Below are 17,780 nucleotides of genomic sequence, written 5' to 3'. Positions count from 1 at the left end.
GGCATCAGGCCGGGCATTTTGAAAGACTATGGCGGCCTTACTTCTGCGTTGCGCGGTAGTGGTCGAAATTCTCGATATAGTCGTCCATAGAGCCTTCAAGCATCTCCTTGTAGCGCTCCATATAGTAATCCATCATCTCTTGCTTCTTCGACTGCATCTGCTCCTTGGTGGCAAAACCGGTAGAGCCGAACCAGGCATTGTAGCGAGCCAGGGCATACATGAAGGAGGCACTGACTTCACCGGTTTGGACTTCAGTATTCTGGTTCTGTTTGTTGGCCAATTCGATGAGCTCACTGGTACGCTGAAAAAACGCCTTATCTGTATCAGACATCTGAGATTCCTGTTTAAAGTCGAGAGCTTGCCTCTCGGTATTAGGGTTAGCTTACCCTAGAGTGTTTTGCTGCAAACTGCTGTAATCCGCCTCACATTCCTGATTGCTAAAGCTCAACAAGCATGAGCTGAATCGCAAAGAGAGCAACTATCTTCCCAAATAGCCAATCATTTCGGCGCCGGCAGTTAAAACAGTATTTTATCGCTTTTATCTAATTTCTCCCTATTGGCGATTTTTTCACTTATCTACCCTGGTTATTGTAGATACAATTCAACTACTTATGTTAGACTTTTTCTTAACTGCAGCGGATATGACTCTCAGTGTAGTAGGCCATGATAGGGAATATTGGCCTGACATAGTTCCCGGGCCGCTCTCGGCGGTTTTGGGGGATCTTCAGGGACGAAGTCAGTTTCGTGTCCGTGCGGTAGCTATGCCTGCAGCAAAATGTTCCGCAAAAGCAGCCTGTTTTAGATGGTTTGCGCGTTAATCTGTTGGCGGAATTAAAAATGTCAATAAAGCCAAGTGTATAGTGTTTTTTGGTAGATGGCAGATTTGGAAACTGTAGTGGCAAAAGAGCCTTTCGGTGAGGTTGAGTCAATGAAGTTTCCGAACAATATAATTCAGTTCACTGGAACCAACAGAAGCTAACAAGCGCATGCTGTCGAAAAATTAAGACGCCTGTTGTGGTCTATTTTTCACTAGGAATCTCTGAAGTTATTTTAACGTCTGCTCCTTGCCAGCTTACTGTTGGGGGGACTTTTTTCGCTGCAACGGTAGCTAGCTTCAGAAATTAAATAACCATCCTTCGCTACGATAAGTAATCGTATCTATTTTAATACATAGAATTTTATATTTTAACTAAGGGTTAACATTGAAGACGACTATTGAAACATCGCACTCTGAAATTATCTTTAATATTGAAGTTGATGACCTCGACTCTTTTGAATGTTTAAATGCGCTGGCCGATGTGTATCTTGATCTGAGTTATCAGATTGATGAGAAGCTCTCGGAACATGGTGTCAGTGTGGAATTCCACACGCTGTTCTATTCCATTAATGTTATGACCCCGGAAGGCCAGGTGGAGGAAGAGGAGGTGTTCGCTAAGTTTGTGGGTAACTCAACCCTGGAAGCGAAAGCGGCTACCTTTATCAGCAACGTTAATATCTGGTGTCGAACCCGTGACGACGACAGAATCTGGCAGGATGATGAAAATCCGCTGGCCGAGAACGCTGCTTATGTTTTGTGTATGCAGGATCTGAAATACATCCCGTTATATGTTGAGCTATTACTGCTGAACGATCTGGATCATGAGGTGTACCAGAATGATCATATCGAAGCCTTGATCGAAAAACACGGCATTTGTAAGCCTATGCTGACGCTGCTGGCGCATCGGGCAGGTGGCGCAGGTGGTCAGTGGGGGTCACTGCAGGTCGAAGCACACCAGGATGTGTTGCTGGATTATTTTGCTGAATATCCGCAACATCTTAAGTTATTTCTGGAAACCGGGGTTAAGTCCGTATACGATCAGTACATGGGTGGTGAGTTGTGGTTTGCAGCGATTCGTTTTTATGCGGATTTTATTGCCGATGAGAATGAGCGTGAAGATTGGTTAAGTCAGCAGGAACAAACCGCCTGGATTTATTTTAACAGTATTGATTTTGACTAATTGGAATAAAAGTCCTTAAAAATATAAAATAATTTCGCGTGGTTAACCTTTTTAAGGTGGTTCTTATGCCACGCCATTGTCGCTTCTTCGTTCTATTCCTAATGCTCCAGATTGCAGTGTTAAATAGATAAAAGAGTCGATACCTGAAACCAAAGATCTCCGGTATGGTTACTCTGGCAATTGAGTTTTGGCGAGTAAGTGTCAGCGATTTAATTAGTATTATCTTGAATGGTAAGGATCGCGGATATTAATGCAGTCTTCACCGGGAACTGTCTCATAGATAACGCAATACTGGAGTGCTTTCAAAAACTCAGCCAAAATCTGTGGTCGTTTTTTGTAATTAAGACCAAGCCGATAAAAGTGTGTTGGCTGTAGATATGTTGGTTTTCTCTAATTCTTTTCCAGTTTTTGTAAGGAAGTGCAACAAACAGGGGGGTCTGGCTTTACCAATCCACGAAAAAACACGGAGGTCGACACCTGTATAAGGAATTATTATGTCTATGCTTATAGGAAAGTCTAATATTTCAATGTAAGTGCAAAACTCCACCATTTAGCTATTTAGATTATGAGATAATTGAATTGGGTGGAAACAACCAATGACAAGCTAGGTTACAGACGTGCAAAATTTGTGGTTCTGTCTGGGTCAATTATCTAATTGAAGAACCACACTATACAAAATCTGGTAGATGGTGGATAGCTGAGATTCAGTCTAGTGATTTTGGTTATTTAAAAATTGAAAATGTTAAAAGCTATATTGAGTCACAAGAATCCTGTTTTGTTGGGGGGAGCTTTTACGAGCAAGGTATACATAGGCAAAGTAAACCGGCTAATAAAAAGAAAAAACGTTGGTTCTCAGCATTAATAACGTGGTAGTTAGGCTTCGGTTATGCTTAAATAGGTTAAGTCTAATCAAACATCTGCAATGCCAGGCTCTTTTTATCTCAGTGTGCTTAAGTTACCTAGCGGTGCTTGGATGCAGACCGAAAGAAGATTAACTTGTCGTTCTATAATAGGGCGCTTGATTTTTGTTAAAGAGGTCAAATGGTAGATTTCAGTATTTCACAAATAGGCGCGCTGATTCTGCTCTGGAATTTTAAGCTTTCAAACTTGCTAGAGTCAAAAATAATGGTGGCACCATTAAAGGCTGATGTCTGGAATTTGCGTTGTAAAAAAGATGAGCTGCTAAAGCTTCAGAAAGAATTGGCAGTAAAACTCAAACAAAATGAACAAAAATCTTCCCTAGGCTTGGTTCTTGAAGAAATTGATGAAATATGTAAAAAATAATAGGCTAATTATTATTGTCCATTCTGGGCTGAACCTCGTTACGATTGGCTGTTTTCGGTATTATGCATAGAGGAAGGTATGGAATACGTAAACAAACCACCTGGAGTAAGTAGAGAATCGATTAGAGAGCTTGAAGAGGCTTTTGGTGTTAGCTTACCAAGTGAATTTTATGATTGGTGGCAGAAAAGTAATGGGGCGGACATCTTTTTTGGTTTTAAAGAGCTGCAATTTTTCTCAATCATAGAAATACTAGGTGAGGATATATACGAGTTAAAGAAGTATATGCCTAACTCAATACCTGTTTGCATGGATGGGAATGGTAATATTTGCGTGGCAAAAATTGTGCAGGAAAGAATTTCTGGCTATTACATAGCTAATTGTGGCGACTTAGGTTGGGATGAGGCCAAATTTGTTGCCAAGTCTCTGGTTGAACTGATAAATGATCAAGTTTCGCCAGAAAGCAGGTTAAATACATGAAAAGTGACTGTGGTATTATTTTTGAAAAACACTGTTTTAACTTTGCCTAATACCCCTGTGCGCTAATTGCTTTAAGGTTTTTGTTCGGTACAACCGTTTGCTCGCATTGTGTAACTGTTATTTTTATAAGGAGTGCTTGTGATATTGCCAAGTTATTATACGGAATGGCTCAGTAGTATTGATACAGCTGAAGTGGTCTGTTACAGAGGGAGTGAGTTCTATTTGTTCCCGGAGAGCGAGCTTGCTGATGAAGTCACGATAGATAAAAATACTGTCAACACCTTTAACCAGCTTTATGCCTTCATCAAAACTCAATTAGAAGTTTCCGGCAGCTCTCCTTTAACCATTGAGCAGTGCAGCTCTTGCATTACTATCGGAACTGATAATGGTAATCCAGTTTTTATTAATCTAATGCGCGAATCAGAATTGTTCTGCTACTACCTGGATGGTGGTTATGTTGAAGCCAAAGGTGGTAACTTGCTAAGTCTGACTATCGAGGCAAAAAACATATAGAAATCGATCAAGATGGAGCTCTTCTTTGCCAAATAACTGGAGACTCAGAGATTACTACTAAAGGCACGCTGATGTTCATTTTTTGGCTAGTCAAGGTTCACGATTAATATCGCAATATACTGATCATGTTTATTATGTTGGTTATGTTGATGGAGTGGCATGCTTTAGTGGTCTGATTCTTGATTATTAATTAGAAGTTAGCATATTCCTGCTCGGGGTAGTAACCGAGTTTAACCCAGCCATACAGTAAGCTCTGATATTATGTGGATTAACAAGAATCAAGAATCAAGAATCAAGAATCAAGAATCAAGATTGACTCAGGAATAATTGTCACTTGAACAATTATTTTAAATTTATAGATTTATATTAAACAAGCCGGGAGTGATAATCCCCCCGAAAATTTAGGCGATATTTTTATATGGTGACTGGTTGCACCCGGCAATGTCTTTGATTGAAATGGAGTTTAAATGAGTATTTTAGTAAACGCGTATTCCACGCACCTTAATCCTATAGATATCTCTTTTCCACATGTGTTGAATAACAGGCGTGGTTTAAGTGACCCAGAATTGACAAACCACCTGAACGGGTTTCACAGCTATATCCTCGAAAGAGGAGGTAGTGAGATGACTCAAATAAAATATCATCTTCTGCGTCATATACAGAGGGTAAATCATCAGTTTAGCTTCGATCTGGAAGAGGCTCATTTGGACGATTTGTCTAGGTGGGCATTGGAGTCCAATTCGATCTTATTCCTCCCTGATGGAACTGTCCGAGATCCAAACGGCCATGTCCTATTTTACCCTGATGGACGTCAGGCCGATGAGGCGGCATTCATTCCATTCCTGGACGCAAGCTATAGCCGCAAGCATCAAACAGAAACTCTGCTTAAAGCAAGGCATTTAAATGTTCCTCCAACTCCTCCTATACCTTGTGAGCATGAAATAAGCCTTAGGCCTGCTAGCGAGATTGTCCTTCGTGCAATGTCACTATTTGTTGTCGCCGTCCGAGCTGAGTCTATCGCAACGGGAGACCCGCTCGATATAGAGACGCTGAAGGAACGTATTCCAAGTGGCTTTGTTAATCTAAGTCCCGCAGAAGAGGCGTTTTTAAAGGCTGAACACCTTGATGATAGTCCTGATGAAAGCCTGGTAGTGCAGTTTGTTTGGCGATATGAGGCTGCGGCGCTATTGCTGTGGGTATTGGGTATTTTGCCTGAACTGCCATTTCCAGATTCCATTTGTGACGTGCCTGAAATTGCCAGGCTGATGCTCGATTCCCGCTCCTGGGAAGACAAGGTTGAGTTACGGGCGGTCGATGAAGTGCTGGACTGTTTAGACCTGCATTATCGGCTTCATTGGTTATGCCGTCAGGCCGGCATTGACGGGGCAGATATTTCCCCAGATATCGACCGAGGAGTTGTGCTTGAGCGCCATTATGCCCTCAATTGGCTAATCGGCTTTGAGAATAGTGATTGGGATGATGTGGACACTCCAACTTGATCTATATTCAAACAGCCTAATAAGCTGCGGCATGGATGCTTATTGGTTTTTGGTGCCTGTTAGTATGCGCTTACCATGAGCTTGCAACCGGTTTCCTCGTTTGCACTACAGAGGGAAACGGCTCTCCTGAATTTAATTTAACAGCTTTGGATTAGGTAAATTATTAATGCTTAAAAGAGTCATCATCGGGATTGTCGTTTGCTTTGGCTTGGTCATGCCGATACAGGCGCAAACCTACAAAGGCACCTTGGGCAAGTATCCCATTATGCTTAGCATCCAGGATGATGCCGTGAGCACTTATATGTATACCCGTTACTTGAAGGAGATCCCTCTGGAGCGGGAGGGGTATACCTTTTATCAGCGTTACAGTTCGAAAGAGCAGAAGCTGGAACTGTTCGAGCTTCGCTTGGTAGGGGGAAACCTGCAAGGCACCTGGCAGAATAAACAAAGGGTTTTGCCTGTGCATCTGACGCCGGTTGAGCAAAGCCTTGCCGATTATCGGGCTGAGCATATGAAGTTTACCCTGGTCGGGGAAAAACAGTTTGCTAAGCAAACCATTGAGCTAATCAAAGAAGATCACAGCAACTTTGCTTTTTACCGGCTCGGCAAAGGGTTTACTCAAGCCCAGCAAGCATTTTTAAATCCGCTGCTGGCAAAATTGCACCGGGATTACGTCTCGAATTTTCTGCAATGTGAAGAGGCATCATACGAACCTCAAATAAGCCTGGTCTCTGATGAGTATTTTAGTGTCGTTATTCAGTACCAGATTTCTTGTGGTGGGCCGCATCCTGAGTATGGTGAGCAGATGTTGAATTTTGATCTCAGCAAACTGGCGCAGTTGCATGACCTAACGGAACGCTTCCCCAAGTTGGACTATTACTCCTTGTTGAAAGAGAAATATGCGAATAACAATGAGCTACAAGCTGAATGTGAGTACTTCGAATCCCGGGACAACTGGGCGATGGTGAAATGGCGACTCACCGCAGATGGAGTCATCATTCAACCTTACTATGATCATTCTATGGCACCCTGTGAAGTTGATTTCTTTCTGAGTACGCAGGAGTTGAATGATTAAAGCTGACAGAACTATGAGTAAATGGAAGGCATTATGAGAAGAGTTTTATTGGTTGTGTTTGCGGCTTTGCTCAGTGGTTGCTTGGGTATGCCAGATTCGGTCAAACCTGTATCAGGGTTTGAACTGAACAACTATTTGGGCAAGTGGTATGAGGTGGCTCGCCTCGACCATTCATTTGAGCGAGGCCTCACGCAGGTTACGGCCGAGTACAAGATGAGAAGTGATGGTGGCGTTTCTGTGCTCAACCGGGGCTACTCAGAGGCTGAGGGCGAGTGGAAAGAGGCGGAAGGTAAGGCGTACTTTGTTAACAGCGATACCGACGCTTATCTGAAAGTTTCATTTTTCGGTCCCTTTTACGGCTCTTATGTGGTCTTTGAATTGGATAGAGAAAACTACAGTTATGCCTTCGTTTCCGGGCCAGATACCGATTACCTGTGGTTGCTGTCGCGAACGGCGGTTGTTGAACCTGAGGTAATGGACAAATTTATTCAGATGTCGGCCGAACGCGGTTTTGATACCAGTAAATTGATCTTTGTCGCGCAGTGATAGACATGGCTTAGGGCTGCATAGAAATAGTTTCAGGCAGATAGCCCTGATGACTGAACTATCTTTTCCTCTTTTGCCCGTGGCTTTTTGTAGGGGGAAAGGTCAGGATGAGCTGGAGATAGATTCAAGCGACACAATTTCCCGTATCGCCTGCCAGCAAAAAGGCCAAGGTTTTGATACCTTGGCCTTTTTGTTAAACGCTGCTTCAACAACAGTTTCAATCAAATGCGGTTTGTTCTCAGAGTCAGTTCCCCATCAAACAATGTTCACTTTCGGCGCCTTGGGTTTCAGTACTTTTTGTATCAAGAGGGCTGACAGGATAAGCCCCATGCCTACCAGAGTCGCCAGTGTGATGGTTTCTTTCAATATCAGCGCAATAAACACCATGGACAGGAGTGGCGTCAGAAACACCAGATTGGTGATGCTGGCGGCTCGCTCTGTGGTTCTCAGTGCCATCAACCAGAGCACAAAGGTGACTCCCATTTCAAACAGGCCGACATAGACACCGGCACCGAGGGCTTGCCAATGCAAAGAGGGTAGGCTTTCGGTTGTCAGCAAGGTGATGGTTATCAGCGGCAGGCTCACCAAAAAACTCAGCATCAGGCTGACAATGGCATCGCCCTTGTCTTTGGTATTAATGATCCAATATAGGCACCATAGCAGGGTGCTGGAGAGTGCCAGCAGTATGCCAAAGGGGTTTGCAAAGTCCATTGACAACAGATTGCCACCGGTGGCTATCACCAATACTCCGCAATAACCTGTGACGGCCGCCAGCATGTCACTGCCCTGTAGTTTTTGCTGCAACATGGGGGCTGCCAACAGCGGCAGCAGCACCGCCCAGGTGTAGTTCAGCGACAGCGCCTGCTGCGCTGGCAGCAGATCATAGGCCTTGAACAGCACCAGATAATAAAGAAAGGGGTTCAGTAACCCTGTTTGCAGGTAAAACCAGGGGCGGGCGCAAAACTGTTGCTTTAATAATTTGAGTTTTCCCTGCCAGGCAAGAATAAGCCCCAGGCAGACGGACGAAGTGATGACGGCAACAAACACCAGTTGCAACGGCGAGAAGAAGCCAAGGGCGATTTTAAAGGCGGTCGCCACTGTGGACCATAGGAATACGGCGGCCATCCCGTAGATCAGGGCCAGCTGGGATTTTTTCACTCTAGACTTCTCTGCCAGTACAGCTATTTGGCGGCCAGGCTGGCCACCTCCGGAATAGACATCATTTTATTCAGCGTCGGTGAATAAAAAAAGATCCCGGTGCGGCGATGTGTAAAAAGATTGAGCAAAAGATCCATTTTTTTCTTCCTGGCCCTTGTAAAGCAATTTTACGCCCCTATATAGGGGGTAAGGCAAGATTGGGGGCCATCTACAACGGGCTTGAAAACAGCGAGTTTACCCCCATATCTGAAATCAGATAAACATATTCAGTTCGAAAGAAAAGATTTTTCGGAGGACCTCATGGGTAAAATTATTGGTATCGACTTAGGCACAACAAACTCTTGTGTAGCTGTCCTCGATGGTGACAAGGCTCGCGTATTGGAGAATGCCGAAGGCGATCGTACTACACCTTCTATTATCGCCTTCACTGAAGACGAGACACTGGTTGGTTCACCTGCAAAACGTCAGGCCGTGACCAACCCAGCCAACACTTTCTTTGCCATCAAGCGTTTGATTGGCCGTCGCTTCACTGACGATGAAGTTCAGCGCGACGTCAGCATTATGCCTTTCAAGATCATCAAGGCCGACAACGGTGACGCTTGGGTTGAAAGCCATGGCAAGAAGATGGCACCACCTCAGGTGTCTGCCGAAGTATTGAAAAAGATGAAGAAAACTGCTGAAGACTTCCTGGGTGAGCCAGTGACTGAAGCGGTAATCACAGTACCTGCTTACTTCAACGACTCTCAGCGTCAGGCCACCAAAGATGCCGGCCGTATCGCGGGTCTGGAAGTAAAACGTATCATCAACGAGCCAACTGCCGCGGCACTGGCCTATGGTATCGACAAGAAGCAGGGCGACAACATTGTTGCTGTATATGACCTGGGTGGTGGTACCTTCGATATCTCCATCATCGAAATCGACAGCAACGACGGCGACCAGACTTTCGAAGTACTGGCAACCAACGGTGATACTCACCTGGGTGGTGAAGACTTCGACAACCGTCTGATCAACTACCTAGCTGACGAATTCAAGAAAGAGCAAGGTCTGGATCTGCGTAACGACCCTCTGGCTATGCAGCGTCTGAAAGAAGCTGCCGAGAAGGCCAAGATTGAGCTGTCCAGCACCACTCAGACCGAGGTGAACCTGCCTTACATCACTGCTGATGCGACAGGTCCCAAGCACTTGGTGGTTAAGATCACCCGTGCCAAACTGGAATCTCTGGTTGAAGACCTGATCCAGCGCTCACTGGAGCCTCTGAAAGTGGCTCTGGCCGATGCCGACCTGTCAGTGTCTGACATCAATGAAGTGATCCTGGTGGGCGGTCAAACCCGTATGCCTAAGGTTCAGGAAGCGGTAACCAACTTCTTCGGCAAGGAACCACGTAAAGACGTGAACCCTGATGAAGCGGTAGCCGTAGGTGCTGCGATTCAAGGTGGTGTACTGGCCGGTGACGTGAAAGACGTACTGCTGCTGGACGTAACGCCTCTGTCTCTGGGTATTGAAACCATGGGCAGCGTAATGACCAAGCTGATTGAGAAGAACACCACTATTCCTACCAAGGCACAGCAGACCTTCTCTACAGCAGACGACAACCAGAGCGCAGTGACCATTCACGTGCTGCAGGGTGAGCGTAAGCAAGCCAGCGCCAACAAGTCACTGGGTCAGTTCAACCTGGAAGGTATTGAGCCTGCTCCACGCGGCATGCCACAGATTGAAGTGACTTTCGACATCGACGCCGACGGTATTCTGCACGTGTCTGCCAAAGACAAGAAAACAGGCAAAGAGCAGAACATCACCATCAAGGCCTCTTCCGGTCTGTCTGATGATGAAGTCGAGAAAATGGTCCGCGACGCCGAGGCTCATGCCGAGGAAGACAAGAAGTTTGAAGAGCTGGTCAGCGCTCGCAACCAGGCTGATGGTCTGGTACACGCCACCAAGAAACAGGTGGAAGAAGCCGGTGACGCTCTGGCCGCCGATGACAAGGCCAAGATCGAAGCCGCTATGGCCGCTGTAGAAACCGCTGCCAAGGGTAATGACAAAGAAGCCATCGATAAGACGACTCAAGAGCTGATCGAAGCTTCTGCCAAGCTGATGGAAATCGCTCAGGCCAAGGCACAACAAGCCCAAGGTCAAGGCGAAGCCCAGAGCAGCAATGCCCAGGCCGATGACGTTGTCGATGCCGAGTTCGAAGAGGTTAAAGACGACAAGAAGTAATTGGGTGGTAACACTCGATTAATTCCGGCGGGCGTTACGGGGCAACCCTAACGCCCGCTTGTGTGAATCCAGCTTGGAAAGCGTGAGATTATGTCAAAGCGAGATTATTACGAAGTATTGGGCGTCGGTCGCGACGCCAGCGAGCGGGAGATCAAGAAGGCCTATAAGCGCCTGGCGATGAAGTATCACCCTGACCGCAACCCGGGCGATAAGGCGGCCGAGGCCAGCTTTAAAGAAGTCAAAGAAGCCTATGAGATCCTGACCGACGAAGACAAAAAAGCTGCCTATGACCAGTTTGGTCATGCCGGGGTTGACCCCAACCGTGGCGGCGGTGGCTTTGGCGGCGGCGCCGATTTCGGTGATATCTTTGGCGATGTGTTCGGGGATATCTTCGGTGGTGGTCGTCGTGGCGGGCATCGTCAAGCAGCCCGTGGTTCAGATCTACGTTACAACCTGGAACTGTCGCTGGAAGAAGCGGTTCGTGGCTTGACCAAAGAGCTGCGTATCCCAACCCTGGCGAGCTGTGATGTGTGTGATGGCTCAGGGGCCAAGAAGGGTACCTCGGCTACGACTTGTGGTACCTGTCATGGTGCCGGTCAGGTACAGATGCGTCAGGGCTTTTTCGCCGTGCAGCAGCCTTGTCCTACCTGTCATGGCCGCGGCAAGATCATCAAAGAGCCTTGCAGCAAGTGTCATGGCGATGGCCGCATAGAGAAGAGCAAGACACTGTCGGTGAAAATTCCGGCCGGTGTCGATACCGGTGACCGTATCCGTCTGGCCGGTGAAGGTGAAGCCGGTGAATTTGGCGCTCCGGCGGGTGATCTTTATGTTCAGGTCACAGTGCGTGAGCATCCGATATTTGTCCGTGACGGCAATAACCTCTATTGCGAAGTGCCCATCTCCTTTGCCAAGGCCGCCCTCGGCGGTGAAGTGGAAGTACCGACACTGGATGGCAAGGTAAGCCTGAAGATCCCGGCGGAAACCCAGACCGGACGTATGTTCCGCATGCGCGGCAAAGGGGTTAAGTCGGTACGCAGTCACGCGGTTGGCGATCTGCTTTGCAAAGTGGTGATGGAAACGCCGGTGAATCTGTCCGAGCGCCAGAAAGAGTTGCTGCGGGAATTCGAAGCCTCAGTCACCGGCGAATCCAAGAAGCATAGCCCCAAGGCAGAAGGTTTCTTCGACGGGGTGAAAAAGTTCTTTCAGGATCTGAATAGCTAACTTGCTCTCGGCCGAAACAAAAAACCGATGCTCAAGGCATCGGTTTTTTTTAGGCTATTCCCGGAGAAGCGTTAACGGTAGGTTCGATACTTATGCGGCTTCTTCAGTTTCTTCTGTTTGGGCTTTCCGGCGGCTTATTTTGCACTTTTAGAATTGCAGTGCTCGGGGCTCCTGTCCTGTAATCAGAGCCCTGGTATTCAGGCACCCAGCTTATGGAGTAGGCTTAGCCACAGTTGTTGCTCTTGCTCACTCAAGCGTGACATAAACTCATCGGCGACTTGCTGAAACGATACCTCGGCCTCTGCAAAAATCTTAGTACCCGCCGGTGTCAGGGCCACCAGGCTGACTCTGGCATCCCGGCTGGCGGCTTCCTTTTCTACCAGACCAATTTTTTCCATTGGGTTAAGCAGGCGGGTGATCCCCGAAGCGCTGAGTCCCGCGCCCTGGGCCAGGTCAATCCTTCTGAGCTTATTGCCCTCGGCCTTTGCCAATTGCCTCAGTACCAAAAACTCGCTGAAGCTGATGCCGTGCAGCGACAGCCTGCCTGCCAGACTGCGTTGCAGTTGGCTGTGTATCTCGGTTATGGCAAGCGCAATACTTGCCGTAATGGGTTGTGTCATCTGAAACCTCTTTAGAATGAAACTAACTTGACCAATGCTTTATTGATACTTGATTGCGCAAGTATTGGTTTGTTTGCTTGAGCGGTCAAGTAGTTTGCAAGTTTTTTTTTACTTGGTTTGATGACTCCTGGCGCTGAGCTTCTGGTCTTTACCTAAGGCTTTTGTTCGGAGGTAGACTCTTGCTCTTGCGGTGGCGCAGACTCAGCTTGGGTCGCGGGTGCATTGGCATTGCTTATCATGGCGGCACTGCGTTCAAAGGTCATTATCAGGCGCTCAAACATCCCCTGAACCATCTCCAATTGCTCCTGTGCCAAACCATCGGTTTGCAGCCGGGTCAAGAGGCGTTCGCAGCTGGCACGGAACTCGGGTGGGTTTTCGCCGCGAGAACAGAGGATAAAGGCGTTGGCGAGTGCCAACTGCCAGTCTTGCAGCAGTTCGTCGAGTTGGCTGTCGCTGATGCTTGCCAGCAGGCGGCGCAGGCGCACCGAAACATGGCCCAGGTTTAGGCCGGTAAGGCCTAAGTCGGTCAGGGTTCTGTTGCTGCTCTGGCTGCTGCGTTCATAATTGGCCAAGCGCAGCAGGCGATCTGCCATGCGGGCATTGAACCAGTCCTCTGGCTTGTCCTGTTTGACCATATCAATCAGATCTTTGCGAGTGGCGTTGAGCAGGCGTTGCTGCATCATTTTGACTCCTGGCTCTGTCACCAGCTTAAACAGCCAATAGAGGATGCTGACGCCGACAAAGATGGCCATCGCTTTGCTCAGGGTGCTGTCTATGGCAAAGGCCTGGGTCATGTCTTTGCTGGGGCTGACCAAAATGGCAAATGGGATGCAAAATCCCAGGCCGTAGGGCAGGGTGGCACGATTGGCCAGTGCCATCAGGCCAATAAAGAAGGGACCGGCCAATACCAACAACATGATCTCAATATCGCCGCTGCTCTGGGCCAGTAGTTCGAGGGCGTAAAATATCGCGACCGGAATGGCAATCATCACCCCTATCAGCAGCCGCCGCAGGATCATACTCAAAAGGGGTAAGGGTAGCCTGGCCATCATGATAGAGAATATCACCGGCATGGTCATTATCATCAGTGCTGCGCTGGATGCGGTGCCAATCCAGATACCGGCGCCGATCAGGAAAATCAGCATGGTTCTGACACCCGTGATCAGCCCGAGCAGGGGATCTCTGTGGGTCTGCATCGCGGGAGCATTGAGCAGCGTTTTGTCCGGTGACTCCAACGCCTTGAAAGCCCGCAGCACCAGCACCAAATCGCTGGCCAGCTCTGAGGCGGTTTTCAGCAGCCGCGACTCCAGTGGGCTGATACAGGCATGAGTGTTGCGATAGTGAATGATTTCGCGCCTCTGCCTGTGTGCCAGTTCATAACAGAAATGGAAATCGTCCGATTCGGACATCGCCTTGAAGTTGCTTTTCAGGGTACGGATTAGCCCTGAGAGGGTGCCTGTCATCAACTCTTCATGGTTACGCTGCAAACGGCCGAATATCTGGATCACGGCGAGCAATGACAACACCTTGTTGAATAACAAATTGGCCGCACGACTGCGTCCAGGGCCTTCCGGCCCCTCGTAGCTGAGGGCGTTGGCATCGTCACTGGCTTCTGCCAGTGATTCGAGAATCGCATCTATCTGTTGATGGCGGTTTTCATGGGAGCCGTTGAGATCCAGCTCCAGCGTGAGGTATTCCAACGTCTGGTTGACTATTTTTCGGGTTTGTTTCTGCAGCCCTTCGGTGACTCTGACAGGCCACAGCAACTGGCTCACCAGAGTGGCACAGATGGCGCCGACTATGATTTCACTGACCCTGGAATGGGCGACGGCGAAGATGGTTTCACTGTTGGCGGTGGCAGGGTTGACCATTACCAAGAGCACAATAAGACAGGGGGTGATCCCCGCCATAGCGAAGGCGTAGACAAAGTTGATATGGCGCACCATGGCCGACAGCGCCGAGTTCAGACCCAGCCACAGCGTCAGGGTGAGGATGGCCAGTTCGGGAGCGTTGTAAAAGCCGCTGAGAATCGCTATGCCGACAACCCCGCCTACCAATGTGCCTATTATCTGACAAAGGCCTTTTTCAAGCACCAGGCCACTTTCGGGGCGCATCTGCAGGAATACCGCCGACACCAGCGCCCAGTAGGGGCGCTCCAAGTCCAGGTAGAGCGCCGCCGTCAGCGCCAGCGCCATGGCAATCACCCCTTTGGTGGCGAAGATCAGCGTGCGCTTGTCCGGGGTTAGGAATACGGCCAGCGTGGGAGACAGGGCCATGTTATTCTTCGGCTTGCAGTTGGATGGAAACCGTCATTCCGGCGCTGAGTTCACGTTCTTCTGAAGCCGGGTCCAGCTTGATATCTACAGGGATCCTCTGTGCCAGCCTGACCCAGTTGAAGCTCTGTTGAATTTGCGGCAGCAGTTGGCCATTGGCATTGGTATTGGTGTCGGCAATCGCCTTGCCTATGCTAACTACTTCGCCCCTGAGCGGCTCGCCACCACTCATCAGGCTGATTTTGGCCTTTTGGCCTATCTTTATCAGCGGCAGCTTGGTTTCTTCAAAGTAACCTGTGACATAGAAAGAGCCTTGTTTAACCAGAGACAATACCGCCTTGCCCTGGTTGACATAGTTGCCCTGACGCAGGCTGAGGTTGATTATGGTGCCATCGGCGGGGGAGTGGACCTGGGTGCGCTGCAGATCTATTTTGCTGCTGTCGAGTCTGGCCTTTGCCAGGTTGTAGCTGGCTTTGGCCAACTCAGTGTTGATCCGTGCCGTTTCCAAATCTTCTTCGCTGATCACCTCGCGGCCGGTGAGATTCTTGCGCCGCTCATATTTGTGTTTGGCCAGTTCCCAGGCATAGAGTTTGTTTTCCAGCTCGGCGGCCAATTCGGTACTGGTGGCCTGATAACGGGTATCATCTACCTGAAACAGCAGATCGCCGGCTTTGACTTGCTGGTTATCCCTAACATTCAGTTGGGTTACCCAGCCGGAGACATCGGCCGAGAGCGTAATCACTTCGGCCCGCACCCGGCCGTCACGGGTCCAGGGTGAATAGAGGTAGTGATTCCAAATCCAGTATCCGGCCACTATGGCGGCCAGCACGAGAAGCAGGGTAATGGAGATGCGCAGTACTTTTGCCATGGTAAGTGTCAATTCTCAAACAGGTAGATAATCAGTGCCAGATAGCACACGAACAGGGCGACTTCGAACCAGGCCACTCGCCAGATTTTTGCATACAGCCCGGTCCAGTGAAGGACCAGTCTGGTCAGAAACCAGAGTACGAGCGCAAGAGGTGCGAAGAGAACCAAAGGACTGAACAGCAATCCTCCCAAGGCTAATTCTTCAAGCATTGTATGAGTTGGATCCTATAAAAAGGCCAATGATAATGAGTGACTTATAAGCGGGTAACGGCGTTTTTCCGTATCCCAGTCTGCTATCCAGTTTCGTGCCAGATAGGCTTGAGGTCAACTTTTTTCACGCCTTGGCTGTGAGCGGAAATGACTTTTGAGTCGGCCAATCCTTTGGCGATACGGCAAGCTGTGCTTGCTTGTAACACTGAGGTAAAATCCCGGGAAACTTTATCACCGGAAGATAAAAGATGAATAACCGAATTCTCGGCCTGCTGGCCATACTCTTTATGGGCTCGCTCTCGGGTTGCTCCACTACCCAGTCGCCCACCGGGCGCTCGCAGATGCTACTGTTTTCGCCCGAGCAGATAAACCAGATGGGCACCGCCTCTTTCGAGCAGATAAAAGCAAAGGAGAAGCAGAGCCAGGACAAAGCGGCCAGTGCCTATGTTGCCTGCGTGGCGCAGCGTATTACCTCTTTGTTGCCGCAGCAACATTGGCAATGGGTGCTGTTTGACTCGGATCAGGTCAACGCTTTTGCCCTGCCCGGTGGCCATATAGGTGTCTATACCGGGCTTCTCAAGGTGGCCAACAATGAAGATCAACTGGCGACTGTTATTGGTCATGAGATAGCCCATGTGCTGGCGCAGCACGGCAATGAGCAGGCCTCGCGGGCCCAACTCAGCAATACCGGTATGCAGTTGGCCGGAGCAGCATTGGGGATGGGCCAGATAGCCAACGCCGATCTCTACATGGCGGCCTTGGGGCTCGGGGTGCAGGTGGGTTATATCTTACCCTATGGCCGGGCGCAGGAATCCGAGGCCGATGTGATGGGGCTGGAGCTGATGGCCAGGGCCGGCTTCGATCCCAGAGCCGGGGTGACCTTGTGGCAAAACATGGCCAAGGCGGGTGGCAGTCAGGGGCCGGAGCTCTTATCGACTCATCCATCCAATGAGAACCGCATTGCCCAGTTGCGTGATTTACAAGCGCAGATGATGCCGCTCTATCAGGCGAGCAAGGGCAAGTTTCGCTCTTGCCAAAGATGAGGTGTATGAAAGTCGGCTTGTTTGGCCCTCAGCCCATTTCGGCTGAGGCCAGGCGAATGAACAAACCCCAAGGATACGAATAAGCGCAACACTTGGACCCGGATAAGTGTTACACTGTGCCGCGAAAAATTCACAGATAAACTGAGAGTAAACTGATTATGTCTGATAAGTTCACCAGTGTTGAACAACAAGCCAGCTACGGCGTAGGTCGCCAGTTGGGTGAGCAACTGGCCGCCAACTCTTTTGAAGGTCTGGATATTCCAGCCGTTCAAGCCGGTCTGGCCGATGCATTTGACGGCAAAGAGAGTGTTGTTTCCCTGGAAGATCTGCAGGTTGCTTTCTCTGAAATCAGCCAGCGTCTGCAAAAGGCTCAGGAAGAGGCTGCCGAAGCCGCTTCTGCCGAAGGCAATGCTTTCCTGGCTGAAAACGCCAAGCGTGAAGGTGTGGTGACTACCGAATCAGGTCTGCAGTACGAAATCATCAACGAAGGCTCAGGCGCGAAGCCAAGCTATGATTCCAATGTTCGTACTCACTATCACGGTACCTTTATCGACGGTAAAGTATTCGACAGTTCAGTGACCCGTGGTCAGCCTGCCGAATTTCCGGTTTCCGGCGTGATTGCCGGTTGGACCGAAGCGCTGCAATTGATGCCGGTTGGCGCCAAGTACAAGCTGTATGTACCGCATCACCTGGCCTACGGCGAGCGCGGTGCCGGGGCGGCTATCCCGCCTTATTCCACTCTGGTTTTTGAAGTGGAATTGCTGGACATTCTGTAATACCAAA

The 17,780-nt window shown here is 49.0% G+C and carries 17 protein-coding genes; 11 read left to right on the top strand and 6 right to left on the bottom strand.

The features are described 5' to 3' along the window. Positions 1-37: 37 nt before the first annotated feature. A complete protein-coding gene (locus tag HCX89_RS04025; protein WP_096141568.1) occupies positions 38-331 on the bottom strand; it encodes a DUF3144 domain-containing protein in 294 nt (97 codons plus the stop codon). Between the two features lie 871 nt (positions 332-1,202). Here HCX89_RS04025 and HCX89_RS04020 point away from each other — a divergent pair. From HCX89_RS04020 to HCX89_RS03990, 7 genes are all read left to right on the top strand, one after another. Beyond that, positions 1,203-1,997 carry a hypothetical protein gene (locus HCX89_RS04020; RefSeq protein ID WP_025009907.1) on the top strand — a complete coding sequence of 265 codons (795 nt, stop codon included), beginning with the start codon at positions 1,203-1,205 and terminating at the stop codon, positions 1,995-1,997. Positions 1,998-3,038: 1,041 nt separating this feature from the next. After that, on the top strand, positions 3,039-3,281 hold the full coding sequence (locus HCX89_RS04015) for a hypothetical protein (RefSeq protein WP_167715117.1): 243 nt from the start codon (positions 3,039-3,041) through the stop codon (positions 3,279-3,281). Positions 3,282-3,359: 78 nt separating this feature from the next. Next, on the top strand, positions 3,360-3,758 hold the full coding sequence (locus HCX89_RS04010; RefSeq protein ID WP_145839274.1) for an SMI1/KNR4 family protein: 399 nt from the start codon (positions 3,360-3,362) through the stop codon (positions 3,756-3,758). 138 nt (positions 3,759-3,896) lie between these two features. Then, entirely contained in the window at positions 3,897-4,271 is a 375-nt protein-coding gene (locus HCX89_RS04005) for a hypothetical protein (RefSeq protein WP_044733916.1), read from the top strand. A 467-nt stretch (positions 4,272-4,738) separates the two neighbouring features. Beyond that, positions 4,739-5,770, top strand: a complete 1,032-nt coding sequence (locus tag HCX89_RS04000) for a DUF4272 domain-containing protein (RefSeq protein WP_167715115.1) — start codon at positions 4,739-4,741, stop codon at positions 5,768-5,770. Positions 5,771-5,936: 166 nt separating this feature from the next. Beyond that, positions 5,937-6,845 (top strand): hypothetical protein, encoded by a 909-nt coding sequence (locus HCX89_RS03995; RefSeq protein WP_167715113.1) that lies wholly within the window; start codon positions 5,937-5,939, stop codon positions 6,843-6,845. Between the two features lie 33 nt (positions 6,846-6,878). Next, positions 6,879-7,391: a lipocalin family protein gene (locus tag HCX89_RS03990; protein WP_167715112.1), complete on the top strand. Its 513-nt coding sequence runs from the start codon at positions 6,879-6,881 to the stop codon at positions 7,389-7,391. A gap of 255 nt (positions 7,392-7,646) precedes the next feature. On the opposite strand, the gene HCX89_RS03985 is transcribed toward HCX89_RS03990, so the two are convergent. Next, a complete protein-coding gene (locus HCX89_RS03985; RefSeq protein ID WP_071238066.1) occupies positions 7,647-8,549 on the bottom strand; it encodes a DMT family transporter in 903 nt (300 codons plus the stop codon). Between the two features lie 300 nt (positions 8,550-8,849). Between HCX89_RS03985 and dnaK the strand changes: the two genes are divergently transcribed. Then, complete coding sequence (dnaK, locus tag HCX89_RS03980; RefSeq protein WP_101058999.1) at positions 8,850-10,763, top strand: molecular chaperone DnaK; 1,914 nt, start codon at positions 8,850-8,852, stop codon at positions 10,761-10,763. A 90-nt stretch (positions 10,764-10,853) separates the two neighbouring features. After that, the gene (dnaJ, locus tag HCX89_RS03975; protein ID WP_025009916.1) at positions 10,854-11,984 is read left to right on the top strand and encodes a molecular chaperone DnaJ; all 1,131 of its coding nucleotides are present in this window, start codon (positions 10,854-10,856) and stop codon (positions 11,982-11,984) included. A gap of 197 nt (positions 11,985-12,181) precedes the next feature. On the opposite strand, the gene HCX89_RS03970 is transcribed toward dnaJ, so the two are convergent. The 4 genes from HCX89_RS03970 to HCX89_RS03955 form a co-directional block, all read right to left on the bottom strand. Continuing rightward, positions 12,182-12,604, bottom strand: a complete 423-nt coding sequence (locus HCX89_RS03970) for a MarR family winged helix-turn-helix transcriptional regulator (protein WP_028780668.1) — start codon at positions 12,602-12,604, stop codon at positions 12,182-12,184. A gap of 152 nt (positions 12,605-12,756) precedes the next feature. Further along, positions 12,757-14,880 (bottom strand): FUSC family protein, encoded by a 2,124-nt coding sequence (locus HCX89_RS03965; protein WP_167715110.1) that lies wholly within the window; start codon positions 14,878-14,880, stop codon positions 12,757-12,759. 1 nt (position 14,881) lies between these two features. Next, the gene (locus HCX89_RS03960; protein ID WP_025009919.1) at positions 14,882-15,745 is read right to left on the bottom strand and encodes an HlyD family secretion protein; all 864 of its coding nucleotides are present in this window, start codon (positions 15,743-15,745) and stop codon (positions 14,882-14,884) included. A gap of 8 nt (positions 15,746-15,753) precedes the next feature. Further along, a complete protein-coding gene (locus HCX89_RS03955; protein ID WP_025009920.1) occupies positions 15,754-15,954 on the bottom strand; it encodes a DUF1656 domain-containing protein in 201 nt (66 codons plus the stop codon). A gap of 248 nt (positions 15,955-16,202) precedes the next feature. On the opposite strand from HCX89_RS03955, the gene HCX89_RS03950 reads away from it, so the two are divergent. Then, positions 16,203-16,997, top strand: a complete 795-nt coding sequence (locus HCX89_RS03950; RefSeq protein WP_096141565.1) for a M48 family metallopeptidase — start codon at positions 16,203-16,205, stop codon at positions 16,995-16,997. A gap of 158 nt (positions 16,998-17,155) precedes the next feature. Continuing rightward, positions 17,156-17,773 carry an FKBP-type peptidyl-prolyl cis-trans isomerase gene (locus HCX89_RS03945; RefSeq protein WP_044733924.1) on the top strand — a complete coding sequence of 206 codons (618 nt, stop codon included), beginning with the start codon at positions 17,156-17,158 and terminating at the stop codon, positions 17,771-17,773. Positions 17,774-17,780: the final 7 nt, after the last annotated feature.

Origin of the sequence: Shewanella sp. Iso12, assembly GCF_012030025.1 — a bacterium.
Lineage (GTDB): Bacteria > Pseudomonadota > Gammaproteobacteria > Enterobacterales > Shewanellaceae > Shewanella > Shewanella algae.
Note: the sequence above shows the minus strand (reverse complement) of the source record. Positions and strands in the feature narration are given on the sequence as shown.